The organism is Streptococcus sp. HMSC073F11, from assembly GCF_001810785.1.
Taxonomy (GTDB): Bacteria; Bacillota; Bacilli; order Lactobacillales; family Streptococcaceae; genus Streptococcus.
The window spans coordinates 454933-470672 of record NZ_KV802690.1 but is presented as its reverse complement, the minus strand read 5'-3'; the positions used below and the strand labels follow the sequence as shown (position 1 = coordinate 470672).

At 41.7% G+C, this 15740-nt stretch carries 17 protein-coding genes; 1 reads left to right on the top strand and 16 read right to left on the bottom strand.

Annotated elements, in window-relative coordinates:
* Positions 1–62: 62 nt before the first annotated feature.
* From HMPREF2764_RS03990 to HMPREF2764_RS03965, 5 genes are all read right to left on the bottom strand, one after another.
* The gene (locus HMPREF2764_RS03990) at positions 63–1247 is read right to left on the bottom strand and encodes a hypothetical protein (RefSeq protein WP_070527348.1); all 1185 of its coding nucleotides are present in this window, start codon (positions 1245–1247) and stop codon (positions 63–65) included.
* A gap of 3 nt (positions 1248–1250) precedes the next feature.
* Positions 1251–1838, bottom strand: a complete 588-nt coding sequence (locus HMPREF2764_RS03985; protein ID WP_070527344.1) for an ABC transporter ATP-binding protein — start codon at positions 1836–1838, stop codon at positions 1251–1253.
* A 399-nt stretch (positions 1839–2237) separates the two neighbouring features.
* On the bottom strand, positions 2238–4478 hold the full coding sequence (locus tag HMPREF2764_RS03975) for a DNA internalization-related competence protein ComEC/Rec2 (protein WP_070527338.1): 2241 nt from the start codon (positions 4476–4478) through the stop codon (positions 2238–2240).
* A complete protein-coding gene (locus HMPREF2764_RS03970; protein ID WP_070527335.1) occupies positions 4462–5109 on the bottom strand; it encodes a helix-hairpin-helix domain-containing protein in 648 nt (215 codons plus the stop codon). Before HMPREF2764_RS03970 ends, HMPREF2764_RS03975 begins: the two co-directional genes overlap by 17 nt.
* 66 nt (positions 5110–5175) lie before the next feature.
* Positions 5176–5745: a GNAT family N-acetyltransferase gene (locus tag HMPREF2764_RS03965; protein ID WP_070527332.1), complete on the bottom strand. Its 570-nt coding sequence runs from the start codon at positions 5743–5745 to the stop codon at positions 5176–5178.
* A 171-nt stretch (positions 5746–5916) separates the two neighbouring features.
* Between HMPREF2764_RS03965 and ald the strand changes: the two genes are divergently transcribed.
* Positions 5917–7029, top strand: coding sequence for an alanine dehydrogenase (ald, locus tag HMPREF2764_RS03960; RefSeq protein WP_020902916.1), 1113 nt, complete (start codon positions 5917–5919; stop codon positions 7027–7029).
* Positions 7030–7085: 56 nt separating this feature from the next.
* Here ald and HMPREF2764_RS03955 read toward each other — a convergent pair whose 3' ends face one another.
* From HMPREF2764_RS03955 to tmk, 11 genes are all read right to left on the bottom strand, one after another.
* A complete protein-coding gene (locus HMPREF2764_RS03955; protein WP_070527329.1) occupies positions 7086–8081 on the bottom strand; it encodes a PhoH family protein in 996 nt (331 codons plus the stop codon).
* An 80-nt stretch (positions 8082–8161) separates the two neighbouring features.
* A complete protein-coding gene (locus HMPREF2764_RS03950) occupies positions 8162–8377 on the bottom strand; it encodes a YozE family protein (protein WP_001232084.1) in 216 nt (71 codons plus the stop codon).
* The gene (locus HMPREF2764_RS03945; protein WP_070527326.1) at positions 8374–8979 is read right to left on the bottom strand and encodes a GrpB family protein; all 606 of its coding nucleotides are present in this window, start codon (positions 8977–8979) and stop codon (positions 8374–8376) included. The genes HMPREF2764_RS03950 and HMPREF2764_RS03945 overlap by 4 nt, the downstream gene beginning before the upstream one ends.
* Before the next feature lie 11 nt (positions 8980–8990).
* Positions 8991–9845, bottom strand: coding sequence for an RNA-binding virulence regulatory protein CvfB (gene cvfB / locus HMPREF2764_RS03940; protein ID WP_070527323.1), 855 nt, complete (start codon positions 9843–9845; stop codon positions 8991–8993).
* Positions 9846–9904: 59 nt separating this feature from the next.
* Complete coding sequence (frr, locus tag HMPREF2764_RS03935) at positions 9905–10462, bottom strand: ribosome recycling factor (RefSeq protein ID WP_001262235.1); 558 nt, start codon at positions 10460–10462, stop codon at positions 9905–9907.
* A gap of 7 nt (positions 10463–10469) precedes the next feature.
* Positions 10470–11207: a UMP kinase gene (pyrH, locus tag HMPREF2764_RS03930; protein WP_000002996.1), complete on the bottom strand. Its 738-nt coding sequence runs from the start codon at positions 11205–11207 to the stop codon at positions 10470–10472.
* 83 nt (positions 11208–11290) lie between these two features.
* A complete protein-coding gene (gene trmFO, locus HMPREF2764_RS03925) occupies positions 11291–12625 on the bottom strand; it encodes a methylenetetrahydrofolate--tRNA-(uracil(54)-C(5))-methyltransferase (FADH(2)-oxidizing) TrmFO (RefSeq protein ID WP_070527320.1) in 1335 nt (444 codons plus the stop codon).
* 133 nt (positions 12626–12758) lie between these two features.
* On the bottom strand, positions 12759–13637 hold the full coding sequence (rsmI, locus tag HMPREF2764_RS03920; protein ID WP_070527317.1) for a 16S rRNA (cytidine(1402)-2'-O)-methyltransferase: 879 nt from the start codon (positions 13635–13637) through the stop codon (positions 12759–12761).
* A 2-nt stretch (positions 13638–13639) separates the two neighbouring features.
* Entirely contained in the window at positions 13640–13957 is a 318-nt protein-coding gene (yabA, locus tag HMPREF2764_RS03915) for a DNA replication initiation control protein YabA (protein ID WP_000358229.1), read from the bottom strand.
* 145 nt (positions 13958–14102) lie between these two features.
* Positions 14103–14993, bottom strand: coding sequence for a DNA polymerase III subunit delta' (locus HMPREF2764_RS03910; RefSeq protein ID WP_000806733.1), 891 nt, complete (start codon positions 14991–14993; stop codon positions 14103–14105).
* Complete coding sequence (tmk, locus tag HMPREF2764_RS03905) at positions 14990–15628, bottom strand: dTMP kinase (protein ID WP_000033378.1); 639 nt, start codon at positions 15626–15628, stop codon at positions 14990–14992. Before tmk ends, HMPREF2764_RS03910 begins: the two co-directional genes overlap by 4 nt.
* Positions 15629–15740: the final 112 nt, after the last annotated feature.

Genomic DNA, 15740 nt, shown 5'->3' with positions numbered 1-15740 from the left:
AAGAGAGAATCAAGTTGATTCCCTCTCTGTATTAGTTTTTCCACACCTTCCCTATGGGAATGCTAAAATCTATTAAAAACTTCCTTTTTACGTGAACTTCCCCATCTTTCGATAAATAGAATCCCCACTAACAAAAGGATAATCAGGCAAGGAAGTAAGACCATTCCCATACTCCAATTCAGATTGACATTATCAATTTGCTTAGGTAATCTTCCAGATAAAATCTCCACTGAACGCAAGTAAGTAAAGGGAATCAGATGTGCAATCTTTTGGAGAGGCTGGATTGTTTGGATGCCAAACAATAAGCCAACAATCCCAATGAGTGAAAGAAAAAGGACAGGCATTTTTTGCTTGAAAAAGTAAGCAATCAAGTACACTACTTCCACAATGACGATAAAGGCTAAGAAAGCTAATAACAAGCCAGGAAATAACACATCTTGTATCTTTCCAATAGTTACCTCTTGATTCACTAAGCTATAAATCGGGTAGGGATAATCTAACTGTCCAAAACCACTTGTCAGACTTCCCACTAGAAAAGAAAATCCGCTGATTCCGATAAACAGCACAGTTACATAACCCACTCCAACTCCAAGAGAGGATATTGCAAATTTCACTTTTGAAAAAGGATATAAGTGAGCTGTATCCAGATGATTTTGATATCTTTCTGCAAATAGTTGTGTCAGCATAAAAATAATAGCAACCACAAACAAGCTTGGGATGATAAGCTCTAAAATCCAGACAATCTGATCAATCCCGTGGGTCGGATAAACTAAATTGTGGGCTTTTATGTTCAAGGGATATAGGGCTTGGTAAGTCTTTCGTTCGCGGTCAACCGCCATTTTTAAGTCAGAACTAGAAGTCGGTTGCTTCGATACAATTTCATAACTCTTTTCCTCATCTTGCCACTGCAAATAGTAGGCTTCTTTCCAGCGTCCTTCTCTTAACAAAGCCAGAATTTCTTTCTTTTGCGTCGAAAGATTTTTTTCCGATTCTAAATTAATTTTAGCACTCTGGTATTCCTCCGAGTTGGTATCAGATATTTGGGAGAGTTTCTCTTCATATTCATTGATGACTCTCTCATCTTTTACAAGACGGGTTTCCAACTCGCTCTCCAAGCTGAGTGAGTTTGCAGTCCGACTATTTAAATAAAAGGTAACACCGAGTCCAGATACAAATAAAGCTAAGATAATCCAGTTTAAGCGACTTTTGAAAACTTTTTTTAATAAAAATAGACTAACATCTTTCATAAACTAAACCTCTTCTATTTGCCCCTGGTGAATGGTTACTACTCTATCGCAGACATCAAGCAACTCTTCCTTATAGTGGGAACTTAAAAGAACCAGCTGTTCTTGTCTATCGATTTGTGCTAGCCTATCAAAAAACTTCTGTCGATAATACTCATCTAAGCCATTTGTAATCTCATCCATGAGCCAGCATTTCGCCTGACTGAGGAAATACATGGCAATCACCAAGCGTTGCTTCATGCCTAAGGAATACTTGCGAATGGGAAGTCTGACATAGTCAGACATTTCCCAATAGGCAATTTCCTCCCTCAAGTTCAGATCTGACTTCCAGATGTTTTTTATAAGACGAAGATAGTCCATCCCACTTAGGTTACCATCCAGCCATTCAACGCTTTCATAATAAAATAAAGAAGGAGGGGCTGCGATATTTCCACTACTTATAGGAATTAAATTGCTAATGGCGCGGAACAGTGTTGTCTTTCCAGAACCATTTATAGCAAGAATACCATAAATCCTACCCTTTTCAAATGTAAAATCAACATCTTGTAAGATGACTTGTCGTGTTTTTAAGGTCACATGAGTAAGATGCAACATATCTAGCCCTCCTTTTTATCACTCTTTAAGGATTAATAGCATCCGCTGGAGTAGTTTATTACATCATAACTATTGTAATTCCAACCAGAACCAATTTTATATTCAGAATAGCTATCATAACGATACCATAACAGGGAATTAATATAGTTATATCTCTGGGAATTCATACTAGACTTATAGTAGATATTCCAACCATACCTATAAGTTTTAAGAACGCTAACAGCAGATATACTGGACTGAAAAAGACCAATAGATCATAAACTAACTAATTAAACGATTTTTACTAATTTTTAATGATTTTATATCATCAATATTGAAGACGCTTTCATTATATCGTTTTTATCATTATTATGCAACAGATTTTTAGTTTATTTTACTAATATATAATATTTGTCCTTCCTATCGAACGCTTTCGATTTTCCAACTATTCCACCCCTTAAAGCGTATAGCTCCTTGCTGGTCAGTTCGGTAAACTTTGCTATTGATATCTTCCAGTCGTGTCAAGGTTTCCTGATGAGGTAGTTTGGTTCGATTGCTCTTTCCAACTGAGATAAGAGTAAGCTCTGGTTTGAGCTGTTCTAGAAAGGCTGAACTTGATGATTTTTTAGAGCCATGTTGGCTAGCTTTCAATACATCCACCTCTAAGTCAGGATATTGCTTCAGCATGTCCTTCTCTCCTTTCTCCTCCAAATTTCCCGTGAAGAGAAAGTGCTTATCCAAAAGTTTTCCATACAGAACCAGGGAATCATCATAACCTCCATCTCCTATTTTCCTTGGAGCTAGGACTTCTAACTGACTTCCAAAAATTAGCAAGTTCTCTCCTGTTGTCACACTGCGCACCTTGGTTTGAGTTGCCTGTAGTTCTGCAACAATTTCCTTCTGTTTCAAACTGCCTTTGGACACTAAAATTTCGCCTACATGGAAAGCCTTGGTCACCTCCAACAAATCTCCAACATGTTCCTTGTCCGTATTTGTCAAAATCAGCTGGTCAATCTTATCTACTCCTCGACTTTTGAGATAGGGAATCAAGGTTCGCTGGGCATTGCTGGTTGTCGCCTTTTCTTGCCATTTTTCAATTTTCTTATCAGACTCTGCCTTACCTCCCACATCTATGAGAATGGTCTTACCAGTTACATCCCGTAAGAAAATACTTTCGCCTTGCCCCACATCCAGCATGGTAATTTCATTTTCCAGTGGATGCTTGGTCAGGAAAAAGAGACCTGTAATCAGTAAGCTCAATACTATTATCATTTTAATGTTTTTCCTCAAATCATAGACTAAAGCCAAGGAAATTAACAATAAAATTAAAAGCCATGCATTGGGTTGTCCAAAGACTAGAGGCCTACTTGCCACCTGTGATACCAAGCGAATCATCCCCTCCAACCATTCAAAAATAAAATTCAGCTGAATGACTGGATAGAGAAAGGAAAGGGCAAATAAGATAGACAGGAGCGGTAAGAAGACCAAATCAAATAGAAAGGAAAAGACAAAGGTCAAAAGGATGGACCAAGGTTGAAATTCCGCAAAATAGAAGGACAGAATGGGCAGTATTCCCAAGGAAATGACTAGACTTTCTCTAGCAACAGCCTTGAGGCCCTCTCCTTCTTTGCTGGTCATGGTCAAGATAAAAGCATAGGCGCAGGACAAGACTCCTCCTGCAGTCAGGAAAAAGTTTGGCATGATGATAAAGAGGATAAGGACCGTCAAGGCAAAATTATCTAATCCCTTAACACCATGTTGAGCCAGTAGCTTTTGCAAAAGACTGCGAATAACCGAAGTTGAAAATCCTGTCAGACCAGCATAGAGAATGGAAAAGGGATAGGTCAGCCATTTCAACTTTTCTTGGGTCAAGCCCAATCGCAAGAGTAGTTTCTTAAATCCATCCATGAAAAATCCTACCTGCATACCAGACAGGGCAAAGAGGTGGATAATTCCTAGACTGGAATAAAGCTCATTCATCTCCTCAAAGTCCGTGTCCAGATGTCCTAATAGAAGCCCCGTCATGTAATTGCGCATAGGATCTGGAAAATGCGTCTTAATCCAAACTACAGCCTTTCGACGTAAACTGGACAGGTTTTCACCTATATCCAAACTACCAACCTTTTGAAGTGACTGGATTTTTTTGATATTGAGAGTCTGGTAAATCCCCTGAGTTTTCAGATAGGCCTGATAGTTAAATCCACCAAAATTCCTCTGCCCCTCTGGCTCCGAAAGTTTTCCTTCTAGTCCTATCTCATGAAGATCTGTTAAAGCTTGAAAGGATTCTTTCTCCTCCTCGGATTGGAGTTTATAATAGACTTGAAAAATGCGTTCATCAGACTTACCACGAAAGGACAGACTATCACCATTGACCTTAATAGTGTCAGGCAAAATCCGTACCCTTTCAACAGAATCCGCTAGGTTTTGACTAGCTTGACTCTGTTGCCAAGTTTGAAACAGAAACCAGAATCCAAAGATTCCACAAATCACTAGAACTTTGCCTGCTGATTTCCAAGGAAATTGAATAAAGAGACAAACTAGCAGAAAAACAAAGCCCAACAAAGCAAGATAGGATGCTGAGAAAATAGCATAATAAATCCAAAGCAATAGAAAACTCAGGAAAATTAGGGGAATGGGGAAATTCTTAATCCACTGTAACATAATCTTTTAGCTTTTCTATGGTCTTGGTACCAATTCCAGAGACTTTCTTGAGTTCATCTACTGACTTGAATTTCCCATTTGATTCACGATGGTCGATAATGTCCTGAGCTCGTTTTCCTCCCAGTCCCTTGACCTGCTTGAGTTCTTCCAGACTGGCCTTGTTGAGATTAACCTTCTTTTCCTTGCTCGTTGAAGAAGGCGCTCCAGAACCAGTCTTTTCACTAGCTGATTCTTCTCCCTTAGTGGGAACGTAAACCAGAGCCTCGTCACTAACTTTCTGAGCTAGATTGAGCGACTTGCTATCTGCTTGTTCTATCAAGCCACCAGCCTTCTGAACAGCATCATTGACTCGACTACCTACCGGCAAATCATAAATCCCTGGCGATTTAACAGCACCTTTCACATCTACGGTGATTAGATCTTGTTCAACCGGTTCTTCCTTTTCTTCCTTCACTTCCTTTTCGGTCGATGAATTCTTGGAAGCAGCTGCAATTTCTGCCTGTAAATTCGTTTCTTTTACAGGTGTTTGTGGAGTTGGCTTTAGCAGGAAAAATCCTCCTACAAGCAAGCCCAGACCAGTACAGATGGCGATGATTTTATACTCTTTAATTTTCTCGATAATTGCTTTCATATTTTCTCCTCTCTTAGATTATTCGTAAGAGGAAGAAAAAACAGTCGAAAATTTCTTCTCAACTGCTTATTTATTTGCAAAATAGTCTTCCTTGGTCAAGACATAATGAACTCTTGTCACGATTCGGTCTTCTTCATGCTGGTCCATACAAGCATAAGCTTCTTCGTGGGAAAAATGCATTCCTGATTTCTCCATGACCTTTCCTGACGCGGGATTAGCCTTATCGTGAAGAGCAACCAACTTGTTCATTCCTATCTTCTCAAAAACTAGCTTAATTACGGCACGATTGGCTTCTGTCGTCAAACCTTGATTCCAATACTTTTGGTTGATAATATAACCAATAGCTACCTTCTTAAGAACAGGATCAATCTTGTGCAAATCAATGGTTCCAATAAATTTGTCATTGCATTTCAGTTCTATTCCCCAACGCCCCAAGGGATTGGCCAAGTAGAACTGAGCAATATTATTTTGAGTTTCTTCCAAACTTTGATTTGTTGGAAAAGTGTAGCGCGTATTTTCTCTGTCTGAGGCATAGTCAAACATTTCCTCCGCATCATCCAAAGTTACAGGTCTAAGTAATAAACGCTCCGTTTCTATAGACGGATACTGGGCAAGTTTTACAAAAATTGATTCCATACGTTTCTACCATTCAAAAGTATTTTCTACCAGTCTAGCATAAAAAAGAAGTGATAACAAGTTTTTCTTGCTTTTTAAAGCGGTTTCATATAGAATAAAATCATCACCTTATTTTATAGATAATTGTGATAAATCATTTATAACCCGTCAATAGAAAGGGAGTTTTTCTCTATGTTAATCGGAATTCCAAAAGAAATTAAGAATAATGAAAACCGTGTCGCCCTCACACCTGCTGGTGTCCACAGCTTAGTCGGTCGTGGTCATCGCGTCCTTATCGAAACAAATGCTGGTCTCGGTTCAGGCTTTACTGATGCTGACTATCAAAAGCAAGGAGCTGAGATTGTCGCTACTGCTGGTGAAGCCTGGGCAGCTGAGTTGGTCGTGAAAGTAAAAGAACCACTAGCTTCTGAATATGGTTACTTACGTGACGACCTGCTTCTCTTCACCTACTTGCACATGGCCGCTGCTCCAGAATTAGCAGATGCTATGCTAGCAGCAAAAACAACAGGGATTGCCTATGAAACTGTTCGTGATTCCCAAGGTCAGTTACCACTCCTCGTACCTATGAGTGAGGTTGCAGGCCGTATGGCAGTCCAAATCGGTGCTCATTTCCTAACCAAGCAAGCAGGAGGTGCTGGCGTTCTACTGGGTGGTGTCCCGGGTGTACCTAAAGGGAAAGTAACCATCATCGGTGGCGGTGTCGTAGGGACCCATGCTGCCCGCATCGCTTTAGGATTGGGAGCGCAAGTGACCATCCTTGATATCAGTGCTAAACGTCTCTCTGTTTTAGAGGAGGTCTTTGGTCATCAAATTCAAACCCTTATGTCCAATTCGCTCAACATCGAAGCCAGTGTGAGAGATGCGGATGTGGTGATCGGAGCGGTTCTCATCCCAGGTGCCAAAGCACCAAAATTGGTGACAGATGAGATGGTCAAGCAAATGCGTCCAGGATCAGTCATCGTTGACGTTGCTGTTGACCAAGGTGGTGTTATCGAGACAGCTGACCGTGTGACAACGCACGATGAGCCTGTCTATGAAAAACACGGTGTGCTCCACTATGCCGTTGCTAACATCCCCGGTGCAGTTGCCCGTACTTCAACCATCGCCCTAACTAATGTCACTCTTCCTTATATCGAAGCTTTGGCTGGTAAAGGTTTTGTGCAAGCAATCTCTGAGGATGAGGGCTTGCGTCAAGGTGTTACCACTTATCAAGGTTACTTAACCAGTCTTCCAGTAGCTCAAGGTCTCGATCAAAAACATACTCCAATTGATGAACTAGTATAAAAAATCTAATTATCAGATAAAAGAAAGAGCAATTCCACCTGAACTGCTCTTTCTTGCTATTCTGTTTCTTCTTGGATTTCTTCACGCTCTTCATTTTTAATTGGAGCTGGTTCATAAGCTCGGATAATCTGAGCGACAACTGGATGGCGAACCACATCCTTGGCTGAAAAATGAACAAAGTCAATCTGGTGAATGTTCTTGAGCTTTTCCTGAGCATCAATCAAACCGGACTTGACGTTACGCGGAAGGTCAATCTGACTGATATCTCCATTGACAATCATCTTAGAATTAAAACCTAAACGAGTCAAGAACATCTTCATCTGCATGATAGTCGTATTTTGCGCCTCATCGAGAATGACAAAGGCATCATCCAAGGTTCGTCCACGCATATAGGCAAGGGGCGCAATCTCGATAATTTCACGCTCCATGAGTCGAGTTGTTTGGTCTTTTCCCAGAATCTGATACAAGGCATCATAAACAGGTCGAAGGTAAGGATCTACCTTCTCTTTAAGATCACCCGGAAGAAAACCTAGACTCTCGCCAGCTTCCACTGCCGGGCGTGTTAGGATAATCCGCTTAACCTGACCACGTTTAAGAGCTGTCACAGCCAAGGTCACTGCAAGGAAGGTCTTCCCTGTACCTGCTGGCCCAATTCCAAAGGTCACATCATGCTGTTTAACACTGTCCACATAAAGTTTTTGACCCAAGGTTTTGACACGGATAGGCTTCCCAGTATTATCCTTGATGATTTCTTCTTCGTAAAGGGCGACAAACTTGTCGATTTCATCGTTTTTGACCATATTAATCGCAGTCACCACATCTGGCGTACCAACGGTCATTCCACGATTCACCAAGACCATCAAGGCTTGGATAACCTGACGGGCTTCCTCACATGCAGCTTCTTCTCCCAAAACCTGGACAATTTCCGTACGGGCATGAATCACCACATCGAGCTCTTCTTCCATCAAACGAAGATGGCGCTCATTGGAACCAAAAAGATGGAACAAGTCATCTGGGTGACTTAGTTGAATGTCTATTGAATGTTCCTTCAAATAAAGAACCTCTCTAATCCGTTTATTTCTTTTTATTATAGCAAAGAGAACAATAAAATACTAGCCTCATCTCATTGTCTCTAGTGTTCTAAGTATTCTTGCCAGATGGCGTCAAAGTCTCCTAGGTTAAAAGAGAAGCTGGCATGCTCCTCCAAAAAGCGACTCACCTCATCAAAATCATCCGTGTGTTTTGGAAAAGCTGACTCCTCAAAAGCGAGGTCTGCCAAGATAGCTTTAGGACTGTTACTTTTAGGATTGCGCTCGGTCATGAGCCAAGTGTAAAATGATTTTCTCAATTCTTTCTCCTATCAAGAGTTTTTTGATGACACTTTTCTGATTCTTGAAAATTACTGGACTTAGCCTCTGAAACGTAGTGGTTTATAAAATCCGTTTTCGCATCAGTATAGGCGTCTCGATTGTGTTCAAATTTTTTCCACAAACTTAGTTTTAATTCCTGATACGCTTGGGCAATATCTGGATGCTGGCAGAGATAATCTCTAAAATAAATCTCGTCATGATCTCCCGTCATTCGCAAATGTAAATGAAAAACTTTCTCAGAAAATCCCTGCTCTGTATAGCCTTTATTTAGCGAAATCCTGTTAGGACTTTCCGACATCACTAGCCAACCATTCTTCACTAATAAATCCCTAACTCTTGCTAAATCCTCTTTTCTACCTACTTCTAACAGAATATCAACGATATTTTTAGCCCAAATATTAGGGATAGCAGTGCTACCGATATGTTCTATTCTTTTAATAACATTTGCACCCAATATTTTTTTCAGACTTGTTTTTTCCGATTCATACCAGTCTTTCCACTCTGACTTGTGCTCTACTAGAAAAATTGGAAAAAGTTGCCAGAGTTCCTCTAAACTCATTTCTTCAAGTTTCTTTATCATGTCTATAAGGTTTAAATCAACTCTGTCCCAAACTGGTCTTGCTTGATTTTACCAGTCTTCATCAAGCCTCCGAGTGCTTTCTTGAACTGACCTTTAGAAATGCCAAAGGTTGCCTTGATGTCATCAGGAGATGACTTATCATTCAAGGTCATGAAACCGCCATTGCTTTCCAAGTAGGTCAAAATCATCTGGGCATCATTTTCCAACATTTCAAAGGAACGTGGTTTGAGGGAGAGGTTCAACGTGCGGTCCACTTCACGGAAACCAATAACGCGCGCATCTAAAACTTGTCCTAAACGTGGCTCCGCATAGCGCTCGCTAGGATGGATAAAGCCAAGCATGTTATTTTCTGGCAGATAGACAAAGGTACCTGACAGCTTGAGGCGGTAAACAATGGCTGGCCAGTTTTGGTTCTGCATGTTGTTGTAGGCAGGACGAGCCAGACGTTGGAAGTCTTCTTGATAAGCCAAGAGTCCCCAGATTCGGTCTTTCTTGTCCACTTCAAGACGGATGTAGAGTTTATCCCCCTTCTTAGGCCAGAGTTCCTTGAGCTCAGGGAGGATATCGAGTGACACAACGATTTCCTTGTCAGGAAGGCCTGTATCCACAAAGACACCCAAGTCTTTACGAACTTCCGTTACAGTTCCCCAACCAAATTGGTCCTGTGTGGCAGTCACTTCTAGAGTGGTCAAGCGGAGTTTTTGCTTCATATCCGAGTAGGCAAAACCTTTGACCGTATCCCCTACTGTGTGTTGACCTTCTTCCTTAGCAAGAGCATAGGTCTGACCATCCTTTTGCACAAAGTAAAAACGGTCATTTTCATCGATGATAAGTCCAACGATAAAACTTGCAAGATTTGTATTCATATTTCCTTCTTTCGAATAAAACTCAGCCAGCAATGCCAACTGAGTTTTTCTGTTTATTTTTAGACTTCCAAGATTTCTTTTTCTTTATTGGCAGTCATGTCGTCGATGTGTTTCACAGCATCGTCTGTTACTTTTTGAATATCTTTTTCAAGAGTCTTCAATTCGTCTTCAGTGATTTCTTTTGCTTTTTCTTGCTTTTTAGCTTCGTCCATAGCGTCGCGACGGATATTGCGGACAGCCACTTTAGCATTCTCACCGACCTTCTTCACTTCTTTGGCAAGGTCACGACGAGTCTCTTCTGTAAGAGCAGGGATAACCAAGCGGATCACAGAACCATCATTAGCTGGTGTGATACCAAGGTCAGAAGCGTTCAAGGCACGTTCGATGTCTTTCAATGAAGACTTGTCAAATGGTGTTACCAACAAGACACGAGCCTCTGGAATAGTAATAGAAGCGATTTGGTTAAGAGGAGTTTCGACTCCATAGTATTCTACATGGATACGGTCTAGCAAGCTTGCGTTGGCACGACCGGCACGGATACCACCAAATTCACGAGCAAGTGATTGGTGAGACTGGGTCATTCTCTCTTTAGCTTTTTCTACAATTGCATTAGCCATAATTTTCTTATTCCTTTTCTTCGATATTGTTTGAAACTGTTGTTCCAATATTTTCACCAAATACGACACGTTTGATGTTGCCTGGTTGGTTCATATTGAAGACAACCAAGTCAATGTCGTTGTCCATAGAGAGGGTTGAAGCAGTTGAGTCCATGATACGAAGACCTTTATTGATAACGTCACGGTGGGTCAATTCTTCAAACTTAACGGCAGTTTTGTCTTTCTTAGGATCGGCATTGTAAACACCGTCTACCCCATTTTTAGCCATCAGAATGGCATCCGCTTCGATTTCAGCTGCACGAAGGGCAGCTGTTGTATCTGTTGAGAAGTAAGGTGAACCAATCCCAGCACCAAAGATAACGATGCGGCCTTTTTCAAGATGACGAAGGGCACGTCCACGTACGTACGGCTCTGCCACTTGTTGCATGGCAATGGCAGTTTGCACACGCGTATCGACACCAACTTGCTGCAATGAATCTGCCATCACAAGAGCATTCATCACGGTCCCAAGCATTCCAGTGTAATCGGCCTGAACGCGGTCCATTCCTGCTTCTGCAGCAGGTTCTCCACGCCAGAGATTTCCTCCACCAATAACAAGGGCAATTTCGATACCTAAGCTATGAACTTCTTGAATCTCTTTTGCGATTGTTTGAACTGTCTGGATATCAATCCCTACGCCACGTTCACCGGCAAGGGCTTCACCTGATAACTTGATTAAAATACGTTTATACTTGGGGTTCGCCATTTTTACTCTCCTTTTTTTATCCTACCTATTTTATCACAATTTCTAAGATTTTTATAGTATCATGAGCAATTCTTTCAAAAAAATTAAACCGTTAAAAATTCCTCTAAGTCGGTAAGAGCACGCTCTGCAATTTTTTCATAACGAACTTTTTTATCACGGATACGCTCGCCTTCCAATTCCTTGATAATCCCAAAATTGACATTCATTGGTTGGAAATGTTTGCTGTCCGCATGAGTGATGTAATGAGCTAGACTTCCAATCGCTGTGGTCTCTGGGAAGATAGCTTCACTTTCACCCTTAAAGAGACGAGCTGCGTTAATACCTGCAACCAAGCCTGAAGCTGCTGACTCAACATAGCCTTCCACACCCGTCATTTGACCAGCAAAGAAAAGGTTTGGTTGTTTCTTAGAACGATAGGTTTGTTCTAGCAAGTTCGGTGAATCCATATAAGAATTGCGATGCATGACCCCATAGCGAACAAACTCCGCATTTTCAAGACCTGGAATCATTTGGAAGACACGCTTTTGTTCTCCCCATTTGAGGTGGGTCTGGAATCCAACGATATTATAGAGACTACCAGCCGCATTATCCTGACGGAGCTGGACAACCGCATATGGAGTTTTGAAATCTCCATCACGAGGGCCTGTGTAGTCATCTGGATACTCCAGACCAACTGGTTTCATGGGACCATAAAGCATGGTTTTAATGCCACGCTTGGCCATGACTTCGATTGGCATACATCCTTCAAAGTACTTTTCTTTTTCAAAAGAATTCAGCGGTGCTTCTTCCGCATTGACCAATGCCTCATGGAAATCCATAAATTCTTGTTTGGTCATTGGAGCGTTGAGGTAGGCCGCCTCTCCCTTATCATAACGAGATTTGAGATAGACCTTGCTCATATCGATGGTATTGACATCGATAATCGGCGCCGCCGCATCGTAGAAATAGAAACCATCACCGTCATTGAGGGCATGAATCTTTTCAGCTAAGGCATCACTAGTCAAAGGACCAGTAGCGACAACTGTAATAACATCCGTTGGCAATTCTGTAATTTCATCACGAACCACTTCAATCAAGGGGTGATTGGCTACTTTTTCGGTCACCATCTGGGAGAAACCATCGCGGTCCACCGCAAGGGCACCACCAGCAGGGACACGTGTAGCTTCAGCAGATTCCAAAATGACAGAACCCAAGCGACGCATTTCTTCCTTGAGGAGTCCAACGGCGTTTGTCAGAGCATCCCCACGTAAGGAATTGGAACAAACCAATTCAGCAAAATTGTCTGTTTTGTGTTGGGGTGTTGACTTGACACCACGCATTTCATAGAGTTTAACTGGAATACCGCGTTCTGCGATTTGGTAAGCTGCTTCAGAACCTGCCAAACCAGCACCGATAACATTGATATAAGATTGAGACACGACACTAATACCTCTTTGGGTGGAAACTAAGTCCAAATAAAAACAAGCTACTAGACTGTTTGATACCCACAAATCTTTCTAATTTTTCTTATACTAGTATAACAAAAAAAGGGAAGAAGGCAAACTTCCCTGTTTAGTCATTTTCTTGATTTTCTTCCCATTCGTGGTAGGCAGCGTAGAGCTGACTTTTGTTCCACTGATATATCTTTGCGACTTCCTTAATGGCTTGATTTTTCTTCATGCCTTGCTGGATACGAGATTGGATTTCTGAAAACAAGTCCTCCTCGTCCTTTTCCTCCACATCCTGACTGGCACCTTCAACAATGAGAAGGCATTCGCCCTTGAGTGGCGTTTCAGCTATGCTTTCTAATAATTCAGAAATGGTACCTCGTTGGTATTCTTCATAGATTTTGGTCAATTCCCTGACCAAGACTACCGAGCGGTCACCGTAGACTTCTAGCATATTTCCCAATGTATCCGCTACACGATGGGGCGATTCGTAGAAAATCTGAGTTTCTGGGTAATCTTTTTTTAAGTCGAAAAATTGCTTTTGCTGGCCTGATTTTCTCAGTAAGAAACCGTAAAAGATATGTGGTTGTGGAGCTAAACCACTGGCAATCAAGGCAGAAATTCCTGCAGAGGCACCTGGAACGGTAACAACTGCGATTTCTTCCTCAATAGCTACCTTGACCAAATCATGCCCAGGGTCTGAGATACTAGGCAGACCCGCATCAGAGACCTGAGCGATACTTTGTCCTGCTTTCAAGAAACCAATCAAATCAGGAATTTTTTCCTTGGCATTGTGCTCATGAAAACTAATCTGCTTGGTCGGAATGTCAAAATGCTTGAGCAAAAGCCCCGTATTACGCGTGTCCTCAGCCGCAATCCAGTCCACTTCTTTCAAAGTCTGGATGGCACGAAAGGTCATGTCATCTAGATTGCCAATCGGCGTTGCTACTAAGTAAAGCTTGCCATAGGGAGTTTGCCCCTTAAAACTTTTTTGAATCTGCATGCCTACTCCCTGTACAACAACTCGTCACAGAACATACATTCCTCGTCCTGTTCTCGACGTTGTCCATAAAAATCATTACATACGTGAAACCCGTCTTTATAGATCCGACGGACGCTTTCACGAACATGCTTGGCCTTGACGGGAGTATCTGCTTCCACCTCGCCTAAGCGTTCGCGCAACTTACTATTTTCCAAGCGAAGAGCTGTATTTTCCTCTACCAGGCTCTTGAGATTTTTCTTAATGGCTTCCACATCGGCCAAGGTCACCAGTAACTGTTGGGAAAAATCATCTAGCGCGTCAAATAATTCTTTTTTGTCCATAAAACAGCCCTTTCCTTTCTATATCGTTCATTTTTAATACTCAATGAAAATCAAAGAGCAAACTAGGAAGCTAGCCGCAGGCTGTACTTGAGTACGGTAAGGCGACGTTGACGTGGTTTGAATTTGATTTTCGAAGAGTATGAGTTTATATTTCTTTCAAAACCAGATATTCCATGGCATTTTGAAAGCTGACATTAGCCTGCCACATTTTTCTAGCTTCTAGTAAATCTTGTAAAATCTGTCGAATCCTTACTTGCAAGAGGTCCTGTCCACAGAGAACTTCGAGGATTCGCAAGACCTGGTCTTGTTTCTCCTTGTCATCTGCCAAGCTAGCCAATTTAGCAACTTGCAAATAACTCTCTTTTTTCTTGGCTACTAACCAAGTTAGTAAGCGCTCGCTTTCATCAACTATAGTCCAAAAACTTGCCTGATTAGCCAACTTTTCAGCTTCAGCTCTCGATTGACTAAACTGGGCTAAGAGAGTTGCTTTTTTCTTGACTAGACCTGCTTGTTCTAATTGATGGATGAGCTTTTCTTCTTGCTTTTTAAAGTGAAAAATCTGGGTCCGACTACGGATTGTCGGCAAGATTTTTTCCTCATCACTAGTTAAGAAGAAAATGTAAACTTCACTCTGAGGTTCTTCGATGACCTTGAGCAGAGAGTTGGCTGCATTGGGATGCATTTTCTCCGCCTGCTCGATGATAAAGACCTGTTGCTGGCTTTCAATCCCTGCTTGGGAAAACTGAGCCACCAATTCTCGAATCCGTTCTGTCTTAATGACCTGATTGACCGGCTTAATCAAAGTGACATCGGGAAATTCTTCCTGCTCAATCAGCTTGCAGTTCCGGCATTTCTCACATGGTAAAACGCCTGCCTTATCCCTACAAAAGAGGCTCTTAGCCAAAAACTGCGCCATTTCCAAGCTTCCAAAGAAACCTGAAAAAAGGTAGGCATGATTGAGCTGGTTTTGTTCTAGAATACGGACAAAGCGGTCAAACTGCTCTGGTTGCCAAGCCTTTAGTTGATCTTGTTTCATTTAGCCAAGCCCATTCTGTCAAACAAGACAGCCTTGGTAATTTCCACAACTTGCTCCAAAGGAAGACTGGCATCAATCTTGACAATGCGATTTCCTTCTTTTTCCAGAAGAGAAAGGTAGCCTTGACGGACTTTCTTGTGCAAGTCCAAACCTTCCAAGTCCAAACGATTGACCTCCCGATCACTATTGGCAGCAATGCGAGCAAGCCCCTCTTCCACCTCAATGTCAAAATAAAGTGTCAAATCAGGTTTGAGGCCATCTGTCGCAAAGTGATTGAGCCAATCAATGGCATCAATATCCAAGCCACGGCCAAATCCCTGATAAGCAACGGAACTATCGATGAAACGGTCCATAATGACCAACTTACCAGCTTCAAGAGCAGGCAGAACTTTTTCCACCAAGTGCTGTCTGCGACTTGCGATATAGAGAAGGAGCTCTGTTTTAGGATCCATTTGAGTATGACTTGGGTCCAAAATCACTTGACGAATCTTCTCCCCAATCAAAACTCCACCTGGCTCACGGGTCGTCAGCACCTCTACTCCTTTTTCCTCTAAAATGGGGAGTAGAGCCTCTAAAACACTGGTCTTTCCTGCTCCCTCTGGTCCCTCAAGAGAGACTAAAAATCCTTTTGACATGTCTAACTCATTTCTTTTTTACTACTTCTATTCTATCAAAAAAATAGGGGTTTGTGACAATCTTTTTGTCTTCTCATTTCATACTCAATGAAAATCAAAGAGCAAACTAGGA